The organism is Rhodococcus sp. P4_E4 (genome assembly GCF_056401575.1).
This window is the reverse complement of sequence record NZ_JBFUJB010000012.1, coordinates 58,923-78,490: the sequence shown is the minus strand read 5'-3', so window position 1 is coordinate 78,490 and position 19,568 is coordinate 58,923. Positions and strand designations below refer to the sequence as shown.

General features: G+C 62.3%; 14 protein-coding genes. 7 read left to right on the top strand and 7 right to left on the bottom strand.

Translation table 11 applies throughout. From position 1 onward, the window contains the following. Window positions 1-56: 56 nt before the first annotated feature. Window positions 57-1,427 (top strand): NAD(P)/FAD-dependent oxidoreductase, encoded by a 1,371-nt coding sequence (locus tag AC1DVN_RS15145; protein WP_477993984.1) that lies wholly within the window; start codon window positions 57-59, stop codon window positions 1,425-1,427. Here the strand turns inward: AC1DVN_RS15145 and AC1DVN_RS15140 are convergent. Together AC1DVN_RS15140 and AC1DVN_RS15135 are read right to left on the bottom strand one after the other, a co-directional pair. Then, window positions 1,424-2,296, bottom strand: coding sequence for an alpha/beta hydrolase (locus AC1DVN_RS15140; protein WP_020968453.1), 873 nt, complete (start codon window positions 2,294-2,296; stop codon window positions 1,424-1,426). The two genes, AC1DVN_RS15145 and AC1DVN_RS15140, sit on opposite strands and share 4 nt — an antisense overlap. Further along, window positions 2,293-3,519 carry a metal-dependent hydrolase family protein gene (locus AC1DVN_RS15135; RefSeq protein WP_225320273.1) on the bottom strand — a complete coding sequence of 409 codons (1,227 nt, stop codon included), beginning with the start codon at window positions 3,517-3,519 and terminating at the stop codon, window positions 2,293-2,295. The genes AC1DVN_RS15140 and AC1DVN_RS15135 overlap by 4 nt, the downstream gene beginning before the upstream one ends. Window positions 3,520-3,618: 99 nt before the next feature. Between AC1DVN_RS15135 and AC1DVN_RS15130 the strand changes: the two genes are divergently transcribed. Together AC1DVN_RS15130 and AC1DVN_RS15125 are read left to right on the top strand one after the other, a co-directional pair. Beyond that, window positions 3,619-4,182: a TetR/AcrR family transcriptional regulator gene (locus AC1DVN_RS15130; protein ID WP_477993983.1), complete on the top strand. Its 564-nt coding sequence runs from the start codon at window positions 3,619-3,621 to the stop codon at window positions 4,180-4,182. Window positions 4,183-4,427: 245 nt separating this feature from the next. Next, on the top strand, window positions 4,428-4,796 hold the full coding sequence (locus AC1DVN_RS15125; RefSeq protein WP_355331358.1) for a cupin domain-containing protein: 369 nt from the start codon (window positions 4,428-4,430) through the stop codon (window positions 4,794-4,796). 26 nt (window positions 4,797-4,822) lie between these two features. Here AC1DVN_RS15125 and recD read toward each other — a convergent pair whose 3' ends face one another. From recD to recC, 3 genes are read right to left on the bottom strand one after another with little or no spacing between them, the layout of a single operon-like run. Further along, on the bottom strand, window positions 4,823-6,691 hold the full coding sequence (gene recD, locus AC1DVN_RS15120; protein WP_477993982.1) for an exodeoxyribonuclease V subunit alpha: 1,869 nt from the start codon (window positions 6,689-6,691) through the stop codon (window positions 4,823-4,825). Then, on the bottom strand, window positions 6,688-10,005 hold the full coding sequence (locus AC1DVN_RS15115; protein WP_477993981.1) for a UvrD-helicase domain-containing protein: 3,318 nt from the start codon (window positions 10,003-10,005) through the stop codon (window positions 6,688-6,690). Before AC1DVN_RS15115 ends, recD begins: the two co-directional genes overlap by 4 nt. 3 nt (window positions 10,006-10,008) lie before the next feature. After that, window positions 10,009-13,290, bottom strand: coding sequence for an exodeoxyribonuclease V subunit gamma (gene recC / locus AC1DVN_RS15110; protein ID WP_477993980.1), 3,282 nt, complete (start codon window positions 13,288-13,290; stop codon window positions 10,009-10,011). Between the two features lie 97 nt (window positions 13,291-13,387). Here recC and AC1DVN_RS15105 point away from each other — a divergent pair, with 97 nt between their 5' ends. The 4 genes from AC1DVN_RS15105 (at window position 13,388) to AC1DVN_RS15090 (ending at window position 17,003) form a co-directional block, all read left to right on the top strand. Further along, the gene (locus tag AC1DVN_RS15105) at window positions 13,388-14,221 is read left to right on the top strand and encodes an ABC transporter ATP-binding protein (RefSeq protein WP_477993979.1); all 834 of its coding nucleotides are present in this window, start codon (window positions 13,388-13,390) and stop codon (window positions 14,219-14,221) included. Further along, complete coding sequence (locus AC1DVN_RS15100) at window positions 14,218-15,048, top strand: ABC transporter permease (RefSeq protein WP_003945560.1); 831 nt, start codon at window positions 14,218-14,220, stop codon at window positions 15,046-15,048. The genes AC1DVN_RS15105 and AC1DVN_RS15100 overlap by 4 nt, the downstream gene beginning before the upstream one ends. Continuing rightward, window positions 15,045-15,842 (top strand): ABC transporter permease, encoded by a 798-nt coding sequence (locus AC1DVN_RS15095; RefSeq protein ID WP_020906249.1) that lies wholly within the window; start codon window positions 15,045-15,047, stop codon window positions 15,840-15,842. Before AC1DVN_RS15100 ends, AC1DVN_RS15095 begins: the two co-directional genes overlap by 4 nt. A 78-nt stretch (window positions 15,843-15,920) precedes the next feature. Next, window positions 15,921-17,003, top strand: coding sequence for an ABC transporter substrate-binding protein (locus AC1DVN_RS15090; protein WP_020968444.1), 1,083 nt, complete (start codon window positions 15,921-15,923; stop codon window positions 17,001-17,003). 89 nt (window positions 17,004-17,092) lie between these two features. On the opposite strand, the gene AC1DVN_RS15085 is transcribed toward AC1DVN_RS15090, so the two are convergent. Both AC1DVN_RS15085 and AC1DVN_RS15080 read right to left on the bottom strand, forming a co-directional pair. Then, complete coding sequence (locus AC1DVN_RS15085; protein ID WP_020968443.1) at window positions 17,093-18,106, bottom strand: hemolysin family protein; 1,014 nt, start codon at window positions 18,104-18,106, stop codon at window positions 17,093-17,095. Continuing rightward, window positions 18,103-19,488 (bottom strand): hemolysin family protein, encoded by a 1,386-nt coding sequence (locus AC1DVN_RS15080; RefSeq protein WP_195791505.1) that lies wholly within the window; start codon window positions 19,486-19,488, stop codon window positions 18,103-18,105. Before AC1DVN_RS15080 ends, AC1DVN_RS15085 begins: the two co-directional genes overlap by 4 nt. Between the last annotated feature and the right edge of the window lie 80 nt (window positions 19,489-19,568).

Genomic DNA, 19,568 nt, shown 5'->3' with positions numbered 1-19,568 from the left:
ATCGAATAGCTGCGCTTTCGATCCGGCGAAGCCATCAGTAGAAAGAGGGGCCGAAAGTGCCTACCGACAAGACCGATGCAGTTGTGGTCGGAGCTGGAGTGATCGGCAGCTCCATCGCCTACGAACTGGCCGCTCGAGGCTACGAAGTCCTGGTCATCGACAAGTCTGGTGGTCCGGGCTACGGCTCGACCAGTGCATCCAGTGCGGTCATCCGGTTCAACTACTCCACATTCGACGGTATGGCTGCGGCTTGGGAGTCGCTGCATTGCTGGCAAAACTGGAACGAGCATCTCAACGCGACAGTCGACGGCGCGCTTGCGAAGTTTCGGCAATGCGGGATGGCACTGCTCGATGTCGACGTCGCACCCCACGCGCGCACGATTGGACTGTTCGAGAAGATCGGAATCGACTACCAACTTTGGGACGCAACGACACTCGTCGAAAAGATTCCCGGTATCGACGCAGGTAAATACTATCCACCGAAGCCAGTCGACTCGGAGTCCTTCTTCGCAGATGCGGAAACCACGCTCGGCGCGCTGTACACACCGCAGGCGGGGTTCGTCGACGACCCGCAACTGGCAGCCGCGAATCTTGCTGCGGCAGCACGTTCGCACGGTGCGGTTTTCGCATACAACACGCGTGTGGTGGCAGTCGAGCAGTTGCCTGACGGCACCTGGCAGCTAGGGCTCGACGACGGGGAAAGTGTGAAATCCAAGATTGTCGTCAACGCCGCCGGCCCCTGGTCAGGAGCGTTCAACAAGCTGTCGAATGTCGGGTCCGACTTCAAGGTTTCGGTTCGGCCCTTGCGTCAGGAAGTCCATCACATCACCGCACCCACTGAGTACAACGACGACGAGATCCTCGGCCCGATGATCGCCGATTTGGATCTCGGAACCTACATGCGAGCCGAACCTGGAAACGGTTTCCTCGTCGGCGGAACCGAACCGGATTGCGATCCGCTCGAGTGGATCGACGATCCTGATACCGCAAACCCGAATCGCACTGTTGCCCGATTCGAAGCGCAGGTTTTCCGCGCCGCCAGGCGTTTCCCCACCCTGGAGGTCCCGTCACAACCGAAAGGTATTGCCGGCGTGTACGACGCAGCGTCTGACTGGACCCCGATCTACGACAAGACAGACAGACAAGGTTTCTACGTCGCCATGGGCACCAGCGGGAACCAATTCAAAAATGCGCCCATCGCTGGGCGCCTCATGTCCAGGATCATCGACGAAGTGGAAGCTGGACACGATCACGACGCTGATCCCCTGACCTATGTCGGGATGCACACCGGGCTCGAAATCGACCTCGGCGCATTCTCCCGCCTTCGACGTGGTGGACACCCACAGCCGACTTCTCCTTCAACGGCGTCTACGGAAAATCGCCCTAGAACGTGTCAGCGGCACATCGTCTCCGGGACGGAGAGCTAACGTGCATGGCAGGTCTTCAAGTAGCTCAGGAACGATGCCTGCAGCCCGGTAACGTGCGTCTCGTGCAACAACGCGGTCGAAACATCCTGCGACCGTCCCTTGCCATGCAACTGCTCCACGACGGCGAGAACGTTGCGTGACAGTCCGCGATAGATCGGAATTGGTCCAGTCAGTTCGGCTTCGTTCAGCGTAACGTGCAGCTGCGGCACAACTGAGCCCACGCCACGCTCGGGCAGCGCCTCGACCAGTGTGTGGATCTGGCTGTCAGCGTTCACAACTCCGGGACTACCCGCACCGAAGGTCGCGAATGGGGGCGCGTCGCGCAGCCATGCGTAGAGGGCGAAAAGGCCTCCGTACGAGTACCCGAAGAGTCCGTGCCCGGACTCGCTGACACGTAGCTCCGACGAGTACAGGCGAGGGTGGAGTTCGTTGGTCAGGAAGTCGAGGAAGACGTCCCCGTGGGTGTCTGCCAGCTCCTCGAGGTAGGCGTCCACGTACTCCTGGGTCATTGCACCCGAGTCGCGAGCAGCGGCAAGAGTAGCCATCATTTCTTCGCCTACCGGTTCCCCAGGCGGCACGAGATCGCGGTTGCGGAGCCGTGCCCAGTTGGCGGCCTCCTCACCGGCATATCCGACACTGACCTGAATGTACGGGGCGACCGTCAGGTACGGGTCTGCCTGCGTGACGATGAGCGGGGCGGTAAGACCTACAGCCCAGTTGCCGTCCATCACGTAGATCAGCGGTAAGGGATCCGTGGAGTCCGCGTAGCCGGGGGGTGTGGTCACCCAGACGCCGTAGCTGTGCCCCGACTTCGCCGTTATTTCGAAGTACTCCGTGTCTGCAAAACATCCGTGCAGCATTGCGCTCATCGAACGTCTCCCTTGACGATATTGCCGGACTTCACGACGAGAGCAGCCATGTCCGGATCGGCGAACACCTTTGCGTCTCGGAGTGGGTCTTGCTGCCAGGCAACCATGTCCGCCTGCATACCGACGCGGATAGTCCCGACGGTTTTCCCGATACCGAGAATGTCGGCATTGACGCTGGTGGCCGAAACGAGTGCATGCATCGGCGACTCCAACTCCGCGCGCAAGCGCAACTCCTCACCTCGGCGCTTTTGGTGCGGCCCGATGAGGTCCGAGCCCAGGCCGATCCTCAGGCCTGCTGCGCGAGAGGCCGCGAGCGCTCTGGCCATGCGTTGACGCACTCCGGCTGCACGTTCTCGTATTGCAGGGTCCAGGTCCATGCTTTCGGTGTCCGTCAACTGCTCGACCACGGCGAAGGTAGGGACCAGAGCCACGTCATGCTCGCGCATCAACTGGGCAGTCTCCGCGTCGATGTCGGTGCCGTGTTCCACGCACCGCACTCCCGCCCGCACTGCGTTGCGAATGCCCGCATTGTTGTGCGCGTGGACCGTGACGTAGGTGCCGCGCGACGCTGCTTCTTCCACTGCCACGGAGATTTCCTCGACGGTGAACTGTGTGTCGGTGAGGCGGTCATGGCCTCCGACGACACCGCCGGTGACGCACAGTTTCAGAAATGTGGCCCCTCGGCGGAACGATTCGCGCACGTTGCGTCGTAGCTCGTCGGCATTACCCGACATCAAGGACAAGGCGCAGAGCCCTGGAATGTGGTGCATGTTCCACAGCTCGGTCGGCTCCCATGCGGCCCCGTAGTAGCCGTGTCCACCGGTCTGGCACTGCACAGGACCACACGAGAGGACACGCGGACCACGCACCTTGCCGCTCGCAATAACGTCGACGACTCCGCCGTCGATGCCACCGACGTCTCGCACCGTGGTGAAGCCCGCGTCGAGGGCATCGCCCGCGGTGGCGAAGATGCCCGCAGCCAGTTCGGCTGCCGAGAGCTCAAACCCGAATTGCCTTCGGATCGGACTCGAAATACCCAGGTGGACATGAGCATCGATCAGCCCCGGAGTCAGAAGCATGCCGTCCAAGTCAACTGTCGTCGAACCCGACGGCGCCTGTCCGATCGCGGTGACAATGCCGCCGCTCACGCACACGTCGACTTCGACCGGGTCGGTACCCGATCCATCCGCGACCATGCCGCCGGCAAACCATACGTCAGTCAAAGGGACCTCCCGAGCATTAGAAAACCTCTTTCCTAAACACTGGTGAATTCGATATGCGGTACCGTACTCAACAGTGGTGAACCCGTCAATGGAGGTAGCGTGAGATCGCCGGTTGGGGAGGGTCGAGAGCGACTGTTACAGGCGCTGTTCGACGAGTTCGGTGAAACCGGCCCAAGTCCGAAGCTGTCGATGCGCCAAGTAGCGGAGCGACTCGGCGTGCACCACACGCTTCTGACCTATCACTTCGGATCACGACCAGGTCTCCTCAGCGCCGTACTGTCGGAAGCGCGCCGCCGTGACAACCTCGTCATCGCCGCGATGGGCAAAGATCTCGGGTTCGCGGCCCTGTGCAGGGCGATCTGGAGTTTCTACTCGAACGCCGAGCATGAAGATCGAAGCCGCACCTTCTTTCACCTGGCCGGACTTGCGGTGTACGAGCACAAAGCATTTCAAGATTTCGCCGCCGACCTCGACGACTTGGCTCATCTCCTTGAAGCGGCAGCCCTTCGCGAAGGATTCACGGTGGTGGATGCCAAGCAGCAGAGCATCATCGCAACCGCATGTCTGCGAGGACTGTTGCTGCAGAAATTGCTCACCCCCGACGCCGAGGTCGACGGCGCAGCCGAGCGCTTCATCACCTCGCTGACCACGACCATCACCTAAGGCCCGACAACCGATCACCCTCGTTCGAAATCACCGACGCGGGGCCGTTTGCCATTGGCTCGGTCACGTTTCGGCGCGAGTCGGGTCTCTGAACCCCGGTTGAATGGTGGCCGATCGCACTTTCGACATCTGTCCGAGCGAAGTGCCGAAAGATGCGACAAGTGAACCTATCCCGACCCAGCAGACACACGACATCATCGACAAGTCCGATGATTCACATGAGTTTCGAAAGTCAGGATTGAATTGTGACCATTACCTTCCGTGCCGCAGAGTTGAACAGCGCAAGTGGGATCTTCCAGCAAGCACTGCTCGGCCAACCCAGTGCAGAGCCACTCGCCGGAGACATCATCACTCGTGCAGATGTCGAGTTCACCAGTGACGACGGCCGCATTCAATCCGGAGTCTGGGAGAGCGAACCGGGAAAGTCGCGGTGGGAGTTCCTCACCCGCGGCGAGATCATCACCATCGTCTCCGGCGCCATGACCGTCGAGGAGGACGACGGCGATCCCGTACATCTCGTTGCCGGTACGAGTGCAATCTTCCCAATCGGATGGAAGGGTACGTGGACGGTCACCGAGACCGTACGCAAGGTGTTCGTCGTATACAACGAATGACCAAGAGAATCCGCAACATCCGACTTTCACGGCCCGTCGTACGGACGGATCTCCCGACGCAGCCCACTTGCCCTGAGCACCTGTCGCTGAACTCCCGCCCTCACGGAATCCTCCGTGCCGATTACCCTCACATGGTTTCTGGCGCGAGTGATCGCCGTGTACAGCAACTCCCGGGTCAGTAGTGACGACGCTTCGGCCGGCAGCATCACCGATACCGTGTCGTACTGGCTGCCCTGGCTCCGGTGAATCGTCATCGCGTAAACGGTCTGCACCGACGAGAGTTGGCTCGGGTGAATCAGAAACGCATCACTCCCCCGCTGGAATGCGGCAATAGGAACGCCATCCTCACGCTGCACGATCACCCCGGCATCCCCGTTGTAGATCTTGGCCTCGTAGTCGTTGGCCGTCACCAACAGGGGTTGGCCCGGATACCACCTCGTCGGGTCCAGGAATTGCCCTGATGCCGTGCCGACCCACTCCATCGCCTGCTGCGCCCACCGCCCGACACCGTACGGTCCGTCACGGTGCGCGCACAGAAGGCGGTGCGATTCCAGGCCTTTCAGGGCGCCGATCGCATCACCCTCCTCAGCCGACCTCGTCACCACCTCTGAACTCACAACGATATCGGCGCGCAATGCGTCAACATCCTCGGGAGAATGGAAGGAGACGGCGGGATCGCCACTACGCAGGATACGCAGAACCTCAGCGGAATCTCCCGCTCGCACTGCCCTGGCCAACGACGCGATGGTTCCGTCGAAGCGGCGCCCGCGTGAGAGTTGAATGATCCCGCCCCGCAGACGATCCTGCTCGTCCACACTCAGGGACTCTTCGGAACCGGTGGCCGTGAGATCGTCACCCACCAACTGTGTCAGCGCCGGATTTCCACTGACTTCTACCGGGCGGGCGACAAGATCAGCAAGAACAGCGCCGGCGTCGACGGAGGTCAACTGATCGGGATCGCCGACAAGCAGCAGACGGGCATCGGGGCGAACGGCCTCGAGCAGGCGCGCCATCAAGGTGAGGGAGACCATCGACGTCTCGTCGACGACGACAACATCGTAGGGAAGTCTGTTGGTCGCATTGTATTTGAAGCGGCTCGAACTCCCCCGCTGCCAACCGAGCAGCCGGTGCAGGGTCATGGCCGCGAGTTCTTCGGGAAGGCCAAGGCTCGCCGTCTGCTCACGTACGGACTCTTGCAGACGTGCTGCGGCCTTACCCGTCGGTGCGGCCAGCCCGATGCGAGCATTCGAACCCAGTTCCTCCGACAGGAGAGCGAGAATACGTGCGACCGTATGGGTTTTGCCGGTTCCGGGCCCACCGGCGATGACCGTCGTCCACTGTGTCGCGGCGAGAGCAGCGGCTATCCGTTGACGATCAGGGCTGGTGGACGGCCCGTTCTCGTCTACGAACAGCGAATCCAGGCGCGTTCGGACCGCTTCCAGGTCGGCGGGCGGCCACGTGGACGCACGCTCGTCGAGCACTCGCCGAATCGTCTGCTCCTGCAGAAAGTACCGATCGAGGTAGAGAAGCTCACCGTCGTCCGTGTCGACCAACCGGAGTGGCCTGAGCGGTCCGGCGTTGCCGCCGATCACCAGAGGGCTCAGGCGAAGGGCGGCAACGATCTCCGTCGGTTCGGGCCACGGCAACGACGTGAGTTCGTCTTCCGTCGCATTGTCGACGCTCACATCAGGCATCCGTCGTAGATCGAGGCACACCGAACCTGATCGCACGGCCCGAACTGCCAACGCCGCGGCCAGCATCACTTCTTCGGAAGTTTCACCGCCCAGGCTGCACACTCTCGTCGCGACATGAACGTCGGCGGCAACCAGAACCCCGGCTTCATTGAAGATTCGCATGATCCCTTTGGCGCGCTGCGCCAATTGCGCCTCGGTCATCGAATCTTCTCCCCTACTGTGTGGGACGCATCAAGACCGGCCAGCAGATCCGATAGTTCAACCGTCAGCTGAGCAGGCGGTTTCCATTCGAATACACCACATTCCGGCGGACTGTCCGGGCCGAGCATCCCCCGCACGAATTGATACTGCGCGCCTCCGAGATGGTGATGCGGATCGTAGTCGGGCAGTCGCCACCGCAGATATCGATGCAGCGCAACCGAATACAGCAGTGCCTGCAAGGGATAGTGCGAGCGCATCATCTCCGTCGCCATGAGTTCGCGCGTGTAGTTGGCAGCCGTCAGATCGCCGCGGCCCAGCCGATTTGTCTTGTAGTCGACGATCACGAACGACGGGCCCGGGATCCGCAAGACGGCGTCGATACTGCCCGTCAGGAACCCACGCATCGGTGACGTCTCGACACGGTCAAGATGGTCGGCGTACGACGCCAGAATGTCGTCCGGGGGAAGGTGGCGCCTCAACAGTTCCGACACTCCGCGAAGTGTGACACTCATCGACACCGGATCGTCGCCACCGGCCAGCGGGAGTTCGAAATCGAGTTCGGGAAGACGATCTTTCGGCGCGATCGTGGCCAAGGTTCCGAATCCCAGTGGAGTCTGCATCACCAGCAACAACGCATCCGCGAGTGCTTCGGAGTCGACCTCGGCCGCCCGAACCGAGACCGCCTCGGCGCAGCGTATACGGAGTTCCGCTCTCAGGTCTGAAGCAGCAGTGTCCACCACCTCGAGCACTTCATGCACCAGCGTGCCGAATGCGGCGCCCGCCGGAAGACCGTTCATCGGTGAAGGCAACGCCTCCAGCGGCGAGGGGGTGACGGTCCCGACGTCTACGGAATCCTTTGGCTCGTCGTCCTTTTCGGGATCCTCTACCTCACTGTCGGTGCTCGTGACCGCGTGGTGCGCTCCGGCGGTCAGTGCCGAGTACGACGTACGACGCCAGAGAGTGTCCAGGTCTCGATCGAAACGCGCCGCGGCCAGTTCGGTCACGTCTGCGGCCGCACCGGACCACTGGACGGGCGACGGTGGATGTGGACCTACTGGTTCCACCGAGATCACGTCGGAAGCTGCTGCCGGCCACGTCGCGAGTCGTGCTGCGGTTGTACCGTCGTCGAGCACCTTCACTACCCGAGCAGGTTCGGCGATGCCGGGTGTACGTCCGAGCATCAACCGGTGCAGCGGCGAGCGGGAGGTCCCGTAGCTGGGCGCCCACCAGAGCACGAGTTGGCACTGCGCCCGGGTCAGCGCCACGTACAGCAGTCGCAGTTCTTCGCCTGCTTCTTCAGCCTCCGCAACAGTCTTTCTCGCGTTGTGCCCCGGGCCTTCCTGCCCACCGACGTCGAGGATGCGGCGCCCTTCCGGATCGTGCAACAACTGCGTCGGAGAGTTGAAGCCGCCTACGCTCTCCCAACTGAACGGGACGTAGACGATCGGGAATTCGAGCCCTTTGGTGGCGTGCACGGTTGCGATTTGTACAGCGGCAGCATCGCTGTCGAGGCGACGGCTTCTGTCGGTGGCACTCCCGGACGTCGGGTCCTTGATCCGATCGGAGAGCCAGCGAACCAATGCGCTCAACCCGAACGCTTCCTCGGTGGCGACGCGGCCGAGAAGTTGTGCGACGTGCCGCAGATCGGTGAAATCTCGTTCGCCGGACGGGGCCGCGAGTACACGCTTCTCCAGATTCGTTTCGGCGGAGATCCTTTCGAACACGGCCGCGAACCCGACGCGTGCGAACAACCCGGAGTATGAGCGCAGTTGACCCGCGAGTTCCGCGACGACGTTGTCGCCGTCGACGTCCAATTCTTCGGCGGTGCGCCCGAAAATCGGAGAGAGGGCGGTCAACCGGACGCGATCAGACCGGTGCGGCTGCTCGATCGCCTGCAGCAGCCACAGCCACTGTGTTGCGCTGGGTGTCGCGAAAACACTGGAACCGCCGGTCAATACGGAAGGTACACCTACGGCATCGAGGGCATCGCGAATCATCGCCACCTGCTTGTGGGTGCGCACCAATACCGCGACGTCTCCCGGCTCGACCGGGCGCGGATCACCGTCGACCGCCAAGCGGGCATCGCTGCCCAGCAGTCCGACCACGTCTGCTGCGACGTCGTCCGCGACGCGACTGCGAAGTCTGCCTACGGCCGGAAATCCCGAACGATTGAGCGGTCCGGCTCCGGTACGCGGCAGATGGCGTACACGCATCGGCACCGGGCCGGACAACCGAGACTTCTTGTGCGACGCCTCCACTGGATGCGCGACGATACCCTCGTTACCCAGTGCGGCGCCGCCGTAGAGGTGTTCGAGTGCCGCCAACAACCCTGGATCGCTGCGCCAATTGGTGGTCAATTCCTGGTGTGCATCCGCCTGATCGACCGCATCGAGATAGCTCAGGACTTCTGCACCGCGGAACGCGTAGATAGCTTGCTTGGGATCACCGACCAGGACCAGGGTGGTGTGTCCGTGGAAGGCCAACCGCAGAATGTCCCACTGCAACGGATCGGTGTCCTGGAACTCGTCGATCAGCACGACCTTGAACTTTTCGCGCACCCGACGGCACGCGACGGGGCCGTATTCCGGATCCGTCAATACACCGTGCAACAGCGTCAGCAGATCGTTGAAGTCGCGAATTCCTTTGGTCCGCTTACGTCGTTCGACCTCGAGACGAGCAGCCGCCGCGAACAGGACTCGCTGACCGGGAGCGGTCTCCTCCTCGCCGTCGGGTTCGAGAATTGCCTGACCATCGCCGACTGCGCTTCGGGCAATCGCCAGCGCGTCCTTCGTGGAAAACGGTGGAGACGAGTCCGTCCGGCTGTAGCGGCTGAGGTACAAATCCGAGACGACCTCACTGATCAGGTCGTCGACCGACTCCACAAAAGTTGTGTCGGGTTCGCGTTCCCCGGCGATGCCGAGTCCGTCGAGCATCCTCTGACAGAAACTGTGGGTGGTCGTGATGGTGCCGGCGTCGAACTCCGCGAGAGCGCGCAGGAGTCGACGACGCCGCACGCCGATCTCCTCGTCGTCAGCTGTCGCGAGGTACGCCACCAGATCATCATCCGACCGCCTCGCCGCCTCCGTGTCGACCAGAGCGGCGGACACTCCGGCGAACCTCTCCCTGGCACGCTCACGAAGTTCCTGAGTGGCGGCCCGGCTGAATGTCACCAGCAGAACTTGCGAAATGTCAGCGAGACCTTCGGCAACACAACGGGTCGCGAGTCCGACGATCGCGTAGGTCTTGCCAGTTCCGGCGCTCGCTTCCAACATCGTGGTGCCGGTCGGTAGCGGCCCCAAAAGGTCGAAGTCCACGGGTTACTCCGCTCTTTCGTTGGTCAGCAACGGATCCCACAGTCGTCGGGCGAGAACTCCGAATCGAGTCGGTTCCTCGGCCCAGACGAATTCGTCGTCCGACGGCGGATCCGCAGCCAACTCCGCCAGTGTTCGAGCTTCTCCGAAAACGTAAGCGTTGCTTGGATCGATCATCTCGCCGTACTGCCCGGTCCACTGGGTGTCCGCACCGTTTGTCGCATCGTCGACCGACTCGCCACCAAAGCGTCGGCGCGCATATTCGGCTGAAGTAGCGGCCCACATCGGCAACGGACGCTGCAGCCCCCGCTCGCGTAGGTTCACCAGTTGCTGCAGGATCTCGACCGCATTGCCTGGCGCATCGAGCACCGATCGTGCCGCTGCTATCTTTCCCCGACCCCGTCCGATGGAGACTGCATCGAGCGCACCGGGTCGGCCGTGTGCTTTCAAGGCGAGCAGGTTGATCCAGGCCGTCATCCGATGTTTAGGCGCCAGTGAGGAATACGATGCCCGCACCACTGAATTGCCGTGCACACCGGTTACCGTTCCGGTGAGACGATGCCCGTCACCGAGGTCGATGTCGACGTCGACAGCCTCGGAGTCGCCCTCGAGGTGTGGCAATGCAAGACCGGCAAGTTGGTCTACCACCCACTCGACGTTGCCCAGAACCGAGGCGCCCAGGTTGTAGGGCGGCAAAGTACCGCGGCGCCACTCGGCTGCACGGAAATCCGCAGAGCTGCGTCCAGCCAAGCGCGAGAGAAGCATCCGGTCACCCAGAGCCCAGGTGGACAGTGGATCGAGCTCGGTTGCCAGCGAATCCGCGATGTCGTCGTCGAGTTCCGGTACCCGGACGCCGAGGCGTTGGCGCAGAAAACCACGGGCGGGGTGTACGAGGAAGTTCACCAGGTCGGCAAGGTTCACTTCCTTCGGATGCACCTCGAGTAGCTTGGCCGACAAGACTGTCGGCAATTCGATCGGTGTTCCGGCAGCAGCCCTGGCACCGGCCAGCGCTGCCGTGTCGAAGCTGAACGGCTTGTTCGGCGCGAAGTTTCGATTGTCGAACGACTGCAACGGATGCCGTGTCAGCACCCCGTTCACAGCGTCCGGACCTACCGTCGCACTGAGTACGTCGAGAAGGCCACTGAGGGGGATCGCCGGTGGTCTGACGACGCCGGTGACCGGATCGGCACCGGTATACAACAGAATCAGATGCTCACCCGCAGACATCACGGCATCGAGAAGCAGTTGCCGGTCTTCACTGCGCAGATCGCGCTCCCCCACAACGGGATGACGGGACAAGATGTCGTCGCCGTCGACTCCACCGGTTCGAGGGAACACCTCGTCGTCGAGCCCGATCAGAACGACCACGCGATGCGGCACCGAACGCATCGGAACCATCGTGCACACCGTCAGTTCGCCGGTTCGGAAGTTGGCACGCGTCGGTCTGCCCGCGAGGCTGCGCGAGAGCATCGCGCGAACATCGGCCAGACGTAACACCGTCTCTCCGCCGAATTCGACAGCAGCTACCAGTTCGCGGTGGGCCCCCGCGCTCTGCCAGGAATCGGCGGGCGCAGTGTCGGTCAGCAGATCCAGGGCCCGCATCAGCACACGAAGCCATTCGGCCGGCGAATGTGGGCCGGCAAGATCGCGAAGCGAGACTGCCAGGCGATCGACGAACTCTGCGAAACGTCCAGTCAGGTCGATGTCTGTGCCGTCCACGTCATCGAGTGGTAGCGCGAGATCCAGCCAGGCATTTTCCGATTCGTCCGCGCTGACCCCCAACAAGATTCGGTCCATGGCGGTGTTGAAGGTGTTCTGCGGAAATGCATCGAGACCGAACGTGGCACGCTGCCGACTACCGATTCCCCAGCGAGCACCCGCTTCCGTCGTCCATTCCCGCAGTCTTTCCAATTCGTCGTCGCCCCACGAAAAACGTGTGCGGACAGGCTCGGTCGCTGCCAGGTCGAGAACCTCACTGGCTGTGGCCCGGCCGTCGGCCAAGTCGAGGAGAGAGCCGAGAACGGCCAGGACAGGATTGGTCTGACGTAATCCGCGGTCTGCCAGCCTTACTCGAAGAAGATGCCCCGGGTGGCCATGGACGCCTTGCCCGAATGCAGCACGAACCAAGGGTGCGTACGTTTCGACGTCCGGGCACATCACGAGTACGTCGCGCGGCTGCAATGTCGGGTCGTCCTCGAACAATCGGAGCAGGCATTCGCGGAGCACCTCGACCTGCCGTGCCGGCCCGTGGCAAGCGTGGACCTGAACTGTCCCATCCGGTTCCGCTGCAACGCTGGGAGCACGATCTGCGATGACATCGGCCTTGACCGTCGCCAGGAGGGATTTCGGGCCGGCTGGTTCGGGAAGATGCACCGACTCGAACTGGGCGGCACCGAGGCTGATCTGAAGTTCACGAACGTCGCGAGCAAGACTCGACAGCAACGGATTGGCGGATATCAGCGCTGACCCGTCTTCCGAACGTCGGATCGTGCTCTCACTTCGAGGCGGTATGCGCGAGCTCATCTTGGTCCACAGCGCGGGGCTGGGATGCGGGAGCCAGATGTGGACGTCCCGATTCGCACTGAGTGCGCTCAAGATCATTCGCTGATCGACCGGCAGCCGGGTCGGCCCGAAGACCGACAGGCGTTCCGGTAGGTCGACCAAGGCCGGGTCCTCGACCAGCGCGCGGCTCACTTGTCCCAGTCGCTCTGCGGGCCCCGGAACGTCGATCTTGTCCGCGACGATGCACCACAGACGTGCCTGCCATTCGAAATCCTCCGACAGCGCCAATCCGTGTCCGTCGGTCAACCGCCCGGCGGCCCAGTCGATCAGCATCTGTGGGCGTTGCGCGGCATAACTGCGGAAGAGTTCGGTGACATGTGTGGCGGAGGCAAACCGTCGACCTTCACGATGGCCTTCGAGATGTTTCGCCAGTACTCCGCACCAGGGCTCGCCGAGGGACTCGTCGATCACGTCGAGAACCGTCCACACCAATCGCGTCGGCGACCACGGGTCGTCGTCAGCCGTGATACCACTGACCGCGGCCACGGACTCCGCGACCAGGCGCGCGGGTGAAGGAAACGCGATGTTCGCAGAAATTCCGTCCACTGCTGACGGTCCGGACGTGCCTAGCTGGGAGGACAGCCGCTGATTGAGCCAACGCTCGACGCCCTTGGCCGGCACCGCAACAGTTTCCCGGGCGAATGGATCCGACAGCGGTGTACGGAGGAGCGTGGCCAACGCCGAGACCAAGATGTCCGAACGCTCGGCCCGGTACAACTTCAGCAATCTTCGCTCCCCTCACTCCGTCCAGACGTCCATCTCACCACGGCGCTGTGACAGGAGACGCCGAACCAGCCTCACGCAGCGGTGACGCGCAGGCAACATGACCGCAACCGGACGTTCGTACTGTGCGGGAATGACCAGTCCCGTCACCACACCTCGCCCCGCTGGAACCGGTCTCGACATCTCCGGCCTCGGCAAGACCTTCGAGATGGGTCGTCGGTCGGTGACCGCGCTGACCGACGTGTCCCTTCAAACCAGCGAAGGCTCCTTTCTGTCTCTGCTCGGGCCGTCCGGATGCGGGAAGTCCACCGTTCTCCGCATCCTTGCGGGCCTCGACACTCCGACGTCGGGAACAGCACTTGTCAACGGACAGTCGCCCGCCGAGTTACGCAAGCGCCGCGAACTCGGAATCGCCTTCCAGGATTCGGCTTTGCTGCCGTGGCGGACGGTGACCTCCAACATCAAACTGCCGCTTCATGTTGCCGGCATCGATCCCGACCCCGACCAGATCGCCGACCTGATCGCTCTCGTCGGCCTCGAAGGATTCGAGAAGGCCAAGCCCGCTCAATTGTCCGGCGGTATGCGTCAGCGTGTGTCGATCGCACGATCGCTCGTGGTCAAGCCGAGTGTCCTGCTACTCGACGAACCCTTCGGCGCACTGGACGACATGACCCGCCAACGGCTCAACATCGAATTGCTCAGGATCTGGACCGAGAAACCGGCGACCACGTTGATGGTGACTCACGGAATCGCCGAAGCCGTGTTCCTCTCCGACGTCGTTGCCGTCATGACGCCGAGGCCCGGACGCGTCCTCGAAGTCGTGCCGATCGACCTGCCGCGCCCGCGTACTCCCGAGATGATGCGTACACCCGAGTTCCACGAGATCCACGACTACCTCTCCGGACTGCTCTTCGGAAAAGCAGGCGTCGCATGACAATTACCGATATCGAGAACGTCGCGACCGCGGCCGCGCAGCCATCTGTACCGCGCCGGATCCGATTGAAGCGTCCAACGTGGTTCGGCGGTGCAGTTGGCATCTGCGGACTGATCGCTCTCTGGTGGATTCTGGCGGCGGCCGGTGTTGCGGGAGGTACGATTCCGACGCCGTGGGTGGTTGTTTCGACGATGTTCGACGACGGTTGGTCGCTCTACGGACCCAATTTCACCGTCACGGCTTCCGGTGCGCTGCAGGGCTTTCTCTGGGGAAATCTGCTGGCGATCACGCTTGCCGTGCTTGTCGTCCTCATTCCGCCCATCGAGGGATTGGCCACACAATTGGCGATCCTGAGCTACTGCACACCGCTTTTGGCGCTTGGCCCAATCATCCTGGTCGTCTTCGGCGGCCGGACCCCCACGATCTTTCTCGCCGCGATGTACTGCTTCTTCACCACGATGGTCGGTACACTCGCTGGCCTGAGATCGGCCGACAAGACGAGTCTCGATCTCGTTGCCGCCTACGGTGGTGGGCGTTGGCAGAAGTTCACCAAAGTTCAACTTGTGAGCGCACTTCCGAGCACCTTTGCCGCCCTCAAGATTGCTGCACCCTCGGCTGTACTCGGTGCCATCCTCGGAGAGTATCTCGGCGGGGTGGACAGCGGGATCGGCGTCGCACTCACGGCCGCTCAGACGTCGTACAACGTCCCGCGAACGTGGGGAATGGCCATCGCCGCCGCCTTGCTCGCCGGCCTGGGATACGCCGTCGTCGCAGCGATCGCCCGGCTCGTCACCCCGTGGACGAGCGCTCCGGGAGCACAGAAATGACCGCGGTACGAGGAACATTGAGATTCCTCGCTCCGATTGCCATCGCCTCGGCACTGCTGCTTGTCATCTGGGTGGTCTTCCTCAACGCCTTCCCCCAGGTCGGCCCGCGTGTGGGAAAGACGCCGGCCGACGTCTGGGAGTACCTGTTCTCCGGCCCAAAATCCGCCGACGCTCGTTCGGGCATCATCGACAACCTGTTCATCACTCTGCGCGACGCCAGTGTCGGCTTTGCCGTCGGAATGACTGCCGCGCTCGTGGTGGCATCGATCTTCGTCGTTTCCCGCACTGTCGAACAGACTTTCATGCCCGTTGCAATGCTTCTACGATCTGTTCCTCTCGTTGCGATGACCCCGATCATCGTCCTGATATTCGGCCGCGGAATCGTGGGTGTGACGGTCATGGTTGCGATAGTGGTGTTCTTCCCAGCCCTCGTCATGATCATGGTCGGTCTACGTGCCGCTCCGGCTCAGGCACAAGACCTCATAGCTGCGTACGGTGGGAGTCGTTGGACCGCATTGCGAATGGTGTCCGTACCGTCCGCACTTCCGGCGGTGTTCGCCGCCGCTAGGGTGTCAGTGCCCGGCGCTTTGATCGGAGCACTGATCGGCGAATGGCTCGGTAGCGGTCAAGGCTTGGGTTCGAGCATGATCAAAGCCATTCCGCGCTACCAGTACAACGAATTGTGGGCATCTATCGTGGTGATCACCGTGGTGTCGATCGTCCTCTACGCCGTGGTCGGGATCTTCGAAAGCATCGCTCTGTCTCGTTTCGGTCCTTCGGCGGGCAAGTCGTGACATCTGTTAACACGACCTCAACAAACTCTGTCTCCCAAGCAAACTGAACGAAACCGACTGGCCCTAGTGTTCCGATTCATGACGCCATTCAAGCCCGTCCGCCAGCTGGACCGCAGGGCCTTCTTCCGTTACTCCGCGCTGACCGGCATCGCAGTCGCCGGTAGTGCGTCATTGCTCGCGTGTAGCAGTGACTCCAGCAGTTCGAGTGGCGGAACCACGGACGACGGTTCCGAATTCGGAACAGTTGCAGTGCAGTTGTCCTGGATCAAGAACATCGAGTTCGCCGGTGAGTACTTCGCTCTCGACAAGGGGTACTACAAGGATGCCGGGTTCGGGAATGTAGACCTGGTGGCAGGCGGCGCAGCCGGTACCGGCGTCGAAGCCGGCTTGGACACCGGCAAGGTGTGGATCGGAATGTCCGCACCGCAGCTCACAGCACCCGCCGTACTCGACGGACTGGAGGCAAAGATCGTCGGGGCGACGTTCCAGAAGAATCCGTTTGCGATTGTCAGTTCGGCTGCGGCACCGATCAACTCACCGCAAGACATGATCGGCAAGAAGATCGGCGTCCAGGATTCCAATCAGCTCGTCTTCGGAGCTCTCCTGGCAGCCAACGGCCTGACCGAAAGCCAGATGACGATCGTGCCCGCGCAGTTCGATCCGAGCCCCCTGGCAAACGGCGAGGTGGACGGCTGGGTCTCCTACGTGACCAACGAGCCGATCACACTGGCCGCCAAAGGTTTCCCCAACGCCCACTTCCTCTTCGCGGACTACAACCTGCCGTTGGTCGCCGAATCGTTCACGGTTCTCCAGTCCACCATCGACAACGAGAGGGACAAGCTCAAGGCATTCCTGAAGGCCGAGATCCAGGGATGGAAGGATGCGGTCGCTGATCCGGCAGAGTCGGCGCGGCTTGCCGTCGAGGTCTACGGCAAGGACCAGAACCTGGAACTCGAAGAGCAGATCAAGGAAGCCACCGCACAGAACGATCTTGTGGTGTCGGCAGATACCAAAGCAAACGGGTTGTTCACGATGACACCCCAACTGATCGAACAGAACATCGCAGCACTGTCGAAAGCGGGGCTGGAGATTACGGCGGACCAACTGTTCGACATGTCGATCCTCGAAGAGGTGTACGCCGAGAATCCGGAGTTGATCTGAACACCGGTCGTTGGGCACGACGATCTGGTCGTTCCTTTCGAGCATCGCTTCGAGCAACCTGAGATCTGATCGTCGTGCCCAAGCCCGGGTCAGATTGCTGGTTCGGACCGCGGGAACAATCGCGAGAGAACATCGGAGAGAGTGATGATGCCGACCGTTGTTCGTTCGTCTGTGACTACGGCGAGGTGATTTCGGCTCTCCCTCATCGAGGCGAGTGCGAGGTGGACGGGGGTATCGGGCGCAAGGGTGAACGCCGGTCGCATGATGTCCTCGGCGCGGGTGTGGTCGGGTTGGAGCAGGGTGTCGCGAACGTGCACGATCCCGAGAGGAACACCGTTGTCGCGAACGAGGATTCGTAGGTGCCCTGATTGTTTCGATACCGATCGAACGTGGTTCATGGTCGCGGATGTGGTGACGGAGGTCGGAGCTTTGTTGCTCGGAAGCAGATCGCGGACGGTCAGGGTCTGCATGTCGAGGGCGCCGGAGAGTTGCGCGGAGTATCCGGCGTCGAGGGCTCCGACGTTGGTGGAGTGCTCGACCAGGTGCCGCAAGGCGTCGGGGTCCTGGCCGCTGCCGACGTGATCGACCGGTTGCACACCGACTTTGACCAGAAGCCAGTTGGCCATCGAGTTCAGCGATTGCAGTAGAGGCCGGGTGATCCACATGAATCCGCGCATCGGGATGGCGAGCAGTGTGGCGGATTTCTCGGGGTGGGCGATCGCCCAGGATTTCGGTGCCATTTCACCGACGACCAGATGCAGGAAAGTCACGATGATCAGCGCGAGAACGAAACCGGCGACGTCGGCGATCCACAGCGGCATACCCCAATTCGAGAAGGCAGGGGTGAGCCAGTGGTGGACGGCGGGTTTGGTGATCGCGCCGAGTGCGAGGGTGCAGACGGTGATGCCGAGTTGGGAGCCGGCGAGGAGCACGGTTAGTTCGGAGGCGCTGCGCAGTGCGGCTCGGGCGGAGCGGCTGTTGGGGGCGGCGTCTTCGAGGCGGTGCCGTTTGGCGGAAATGAGGGCGAATTCGACGGCGACGAAGAAGGCGCTCAATGCGATGAGGCCGACGGTGATCGCAATGACGATCCAGGGATTGCTCATCGGTTCTCCTCCGCGGCTTCAGTCCCGGCCATCTCGGTGGGGTCGAGGCGTAGTCGTAGTGATGCCGGGACGTGCCGCTCGACGGACAGGACATCGATGACCAGTGAATGTCGGGGTTGTTCGCCGTCGGAAATCAGGTCGGCGGGATCAGGTGGCAATTCGACGCGGATTCGGGTCCCTTCGGCCGGAAGTTCGCCATGATGAGCGATGGTGAAGCCGGCGATCGTCTCGTAGTCACCGCTCGGGAGGTCGTGTCCGATGGTGCGTTCGATCTCGTCGAGGTGCACGCCACCGTCGACGGTCCACGATCCGTCCTCGCTGGGTAGTTCGAGTGGCAGATCGGGGTCGTGTTCGTCGGTGATTTCGCCGACGAGTTCTTCGGCGATGTCCTCGAGGGTGATAATTCCGGCGAATCCACCGTATTCGTCGATGACGCAAGCGAGTTGGTTCTTGCTGTCGGTGAGTTCGGCCAGGGCCTTCGGCAGGGGAAGTATCGTCGGGAAGATCAGGGCGGAGCGGGTGAGTGCGCGCACAGTCAGATCAGTGGTCGGCGTCAGGCCGAGAACATCCTGAAGGTGGATGACGCCGACGATGTCCTCGGAATCTGCCCCCACGACGGGATATCTGGAGTGCCCTCGCCCCATGAGAGTGATGACGTGGTCGAGGGAGTCGTCAGCGCGGACGGTGTCGACATGGGTGCGCGGGATCATCGCGTGCTCCACCGGACGAGTGGGGAAATCGAGAATACGATCGAGCATCGTCGACAACTCGGGCGGCAGAGTCCCAGTTTCGCGGGACTCGGCGACGATGTGCTCGAGGTCGCGGGCGGAGGCGGAGTGTTCGACGTCGTGCACCGGCTCGATCTTCAGGGCGCGAAGCAGCAGGTTCGACGCTTGGTCGAAGATCCAGATCAGCCAGCCGAACAGTTTCAGATAGAGGGTGGTCGAGCGAGCTAGCCACCGGGCCACCGGTTCGGGACGGGCGATGGCCAGGTTCTTCGGAAAGAGCTCACCGAAGAGCATCTGGACCAGAGTGGAGAACAGCAAAGCCAAGACAGCACCGATCGCGAGCCCGACGGCGGTGGGAATGCCGATGCCACCGAAGATCGTTCCCAGCGATTCACCGATGAGAGGTTCGGCGACGTAACCGACGAGCAGACCGGTGACCGTGATACCCAGCTGGGCGCCGGAGAGCATGAACGAGGTGCGTCGCGTCACCGCCAGAGCCCGCTGCGCCCCCAAATCGCCGGCCTGGGCGAGTGAATTGAGCCGGGATCGGTCCACGGCCATGTAGGCGAACTCTTGGGCAACGAAGTAGCCGGTCACTGCGGTGATCAGCAGAACGACCAGCACACCGAGCAGCAGTGTCAGGGCGATCATCATGAGCCGGACACCTCGCCATCACATGCGTTCACGTAGTGGGGTGTGTCCGGCCTGGGTCTGTGGCTGTCCATGGGTCTCTC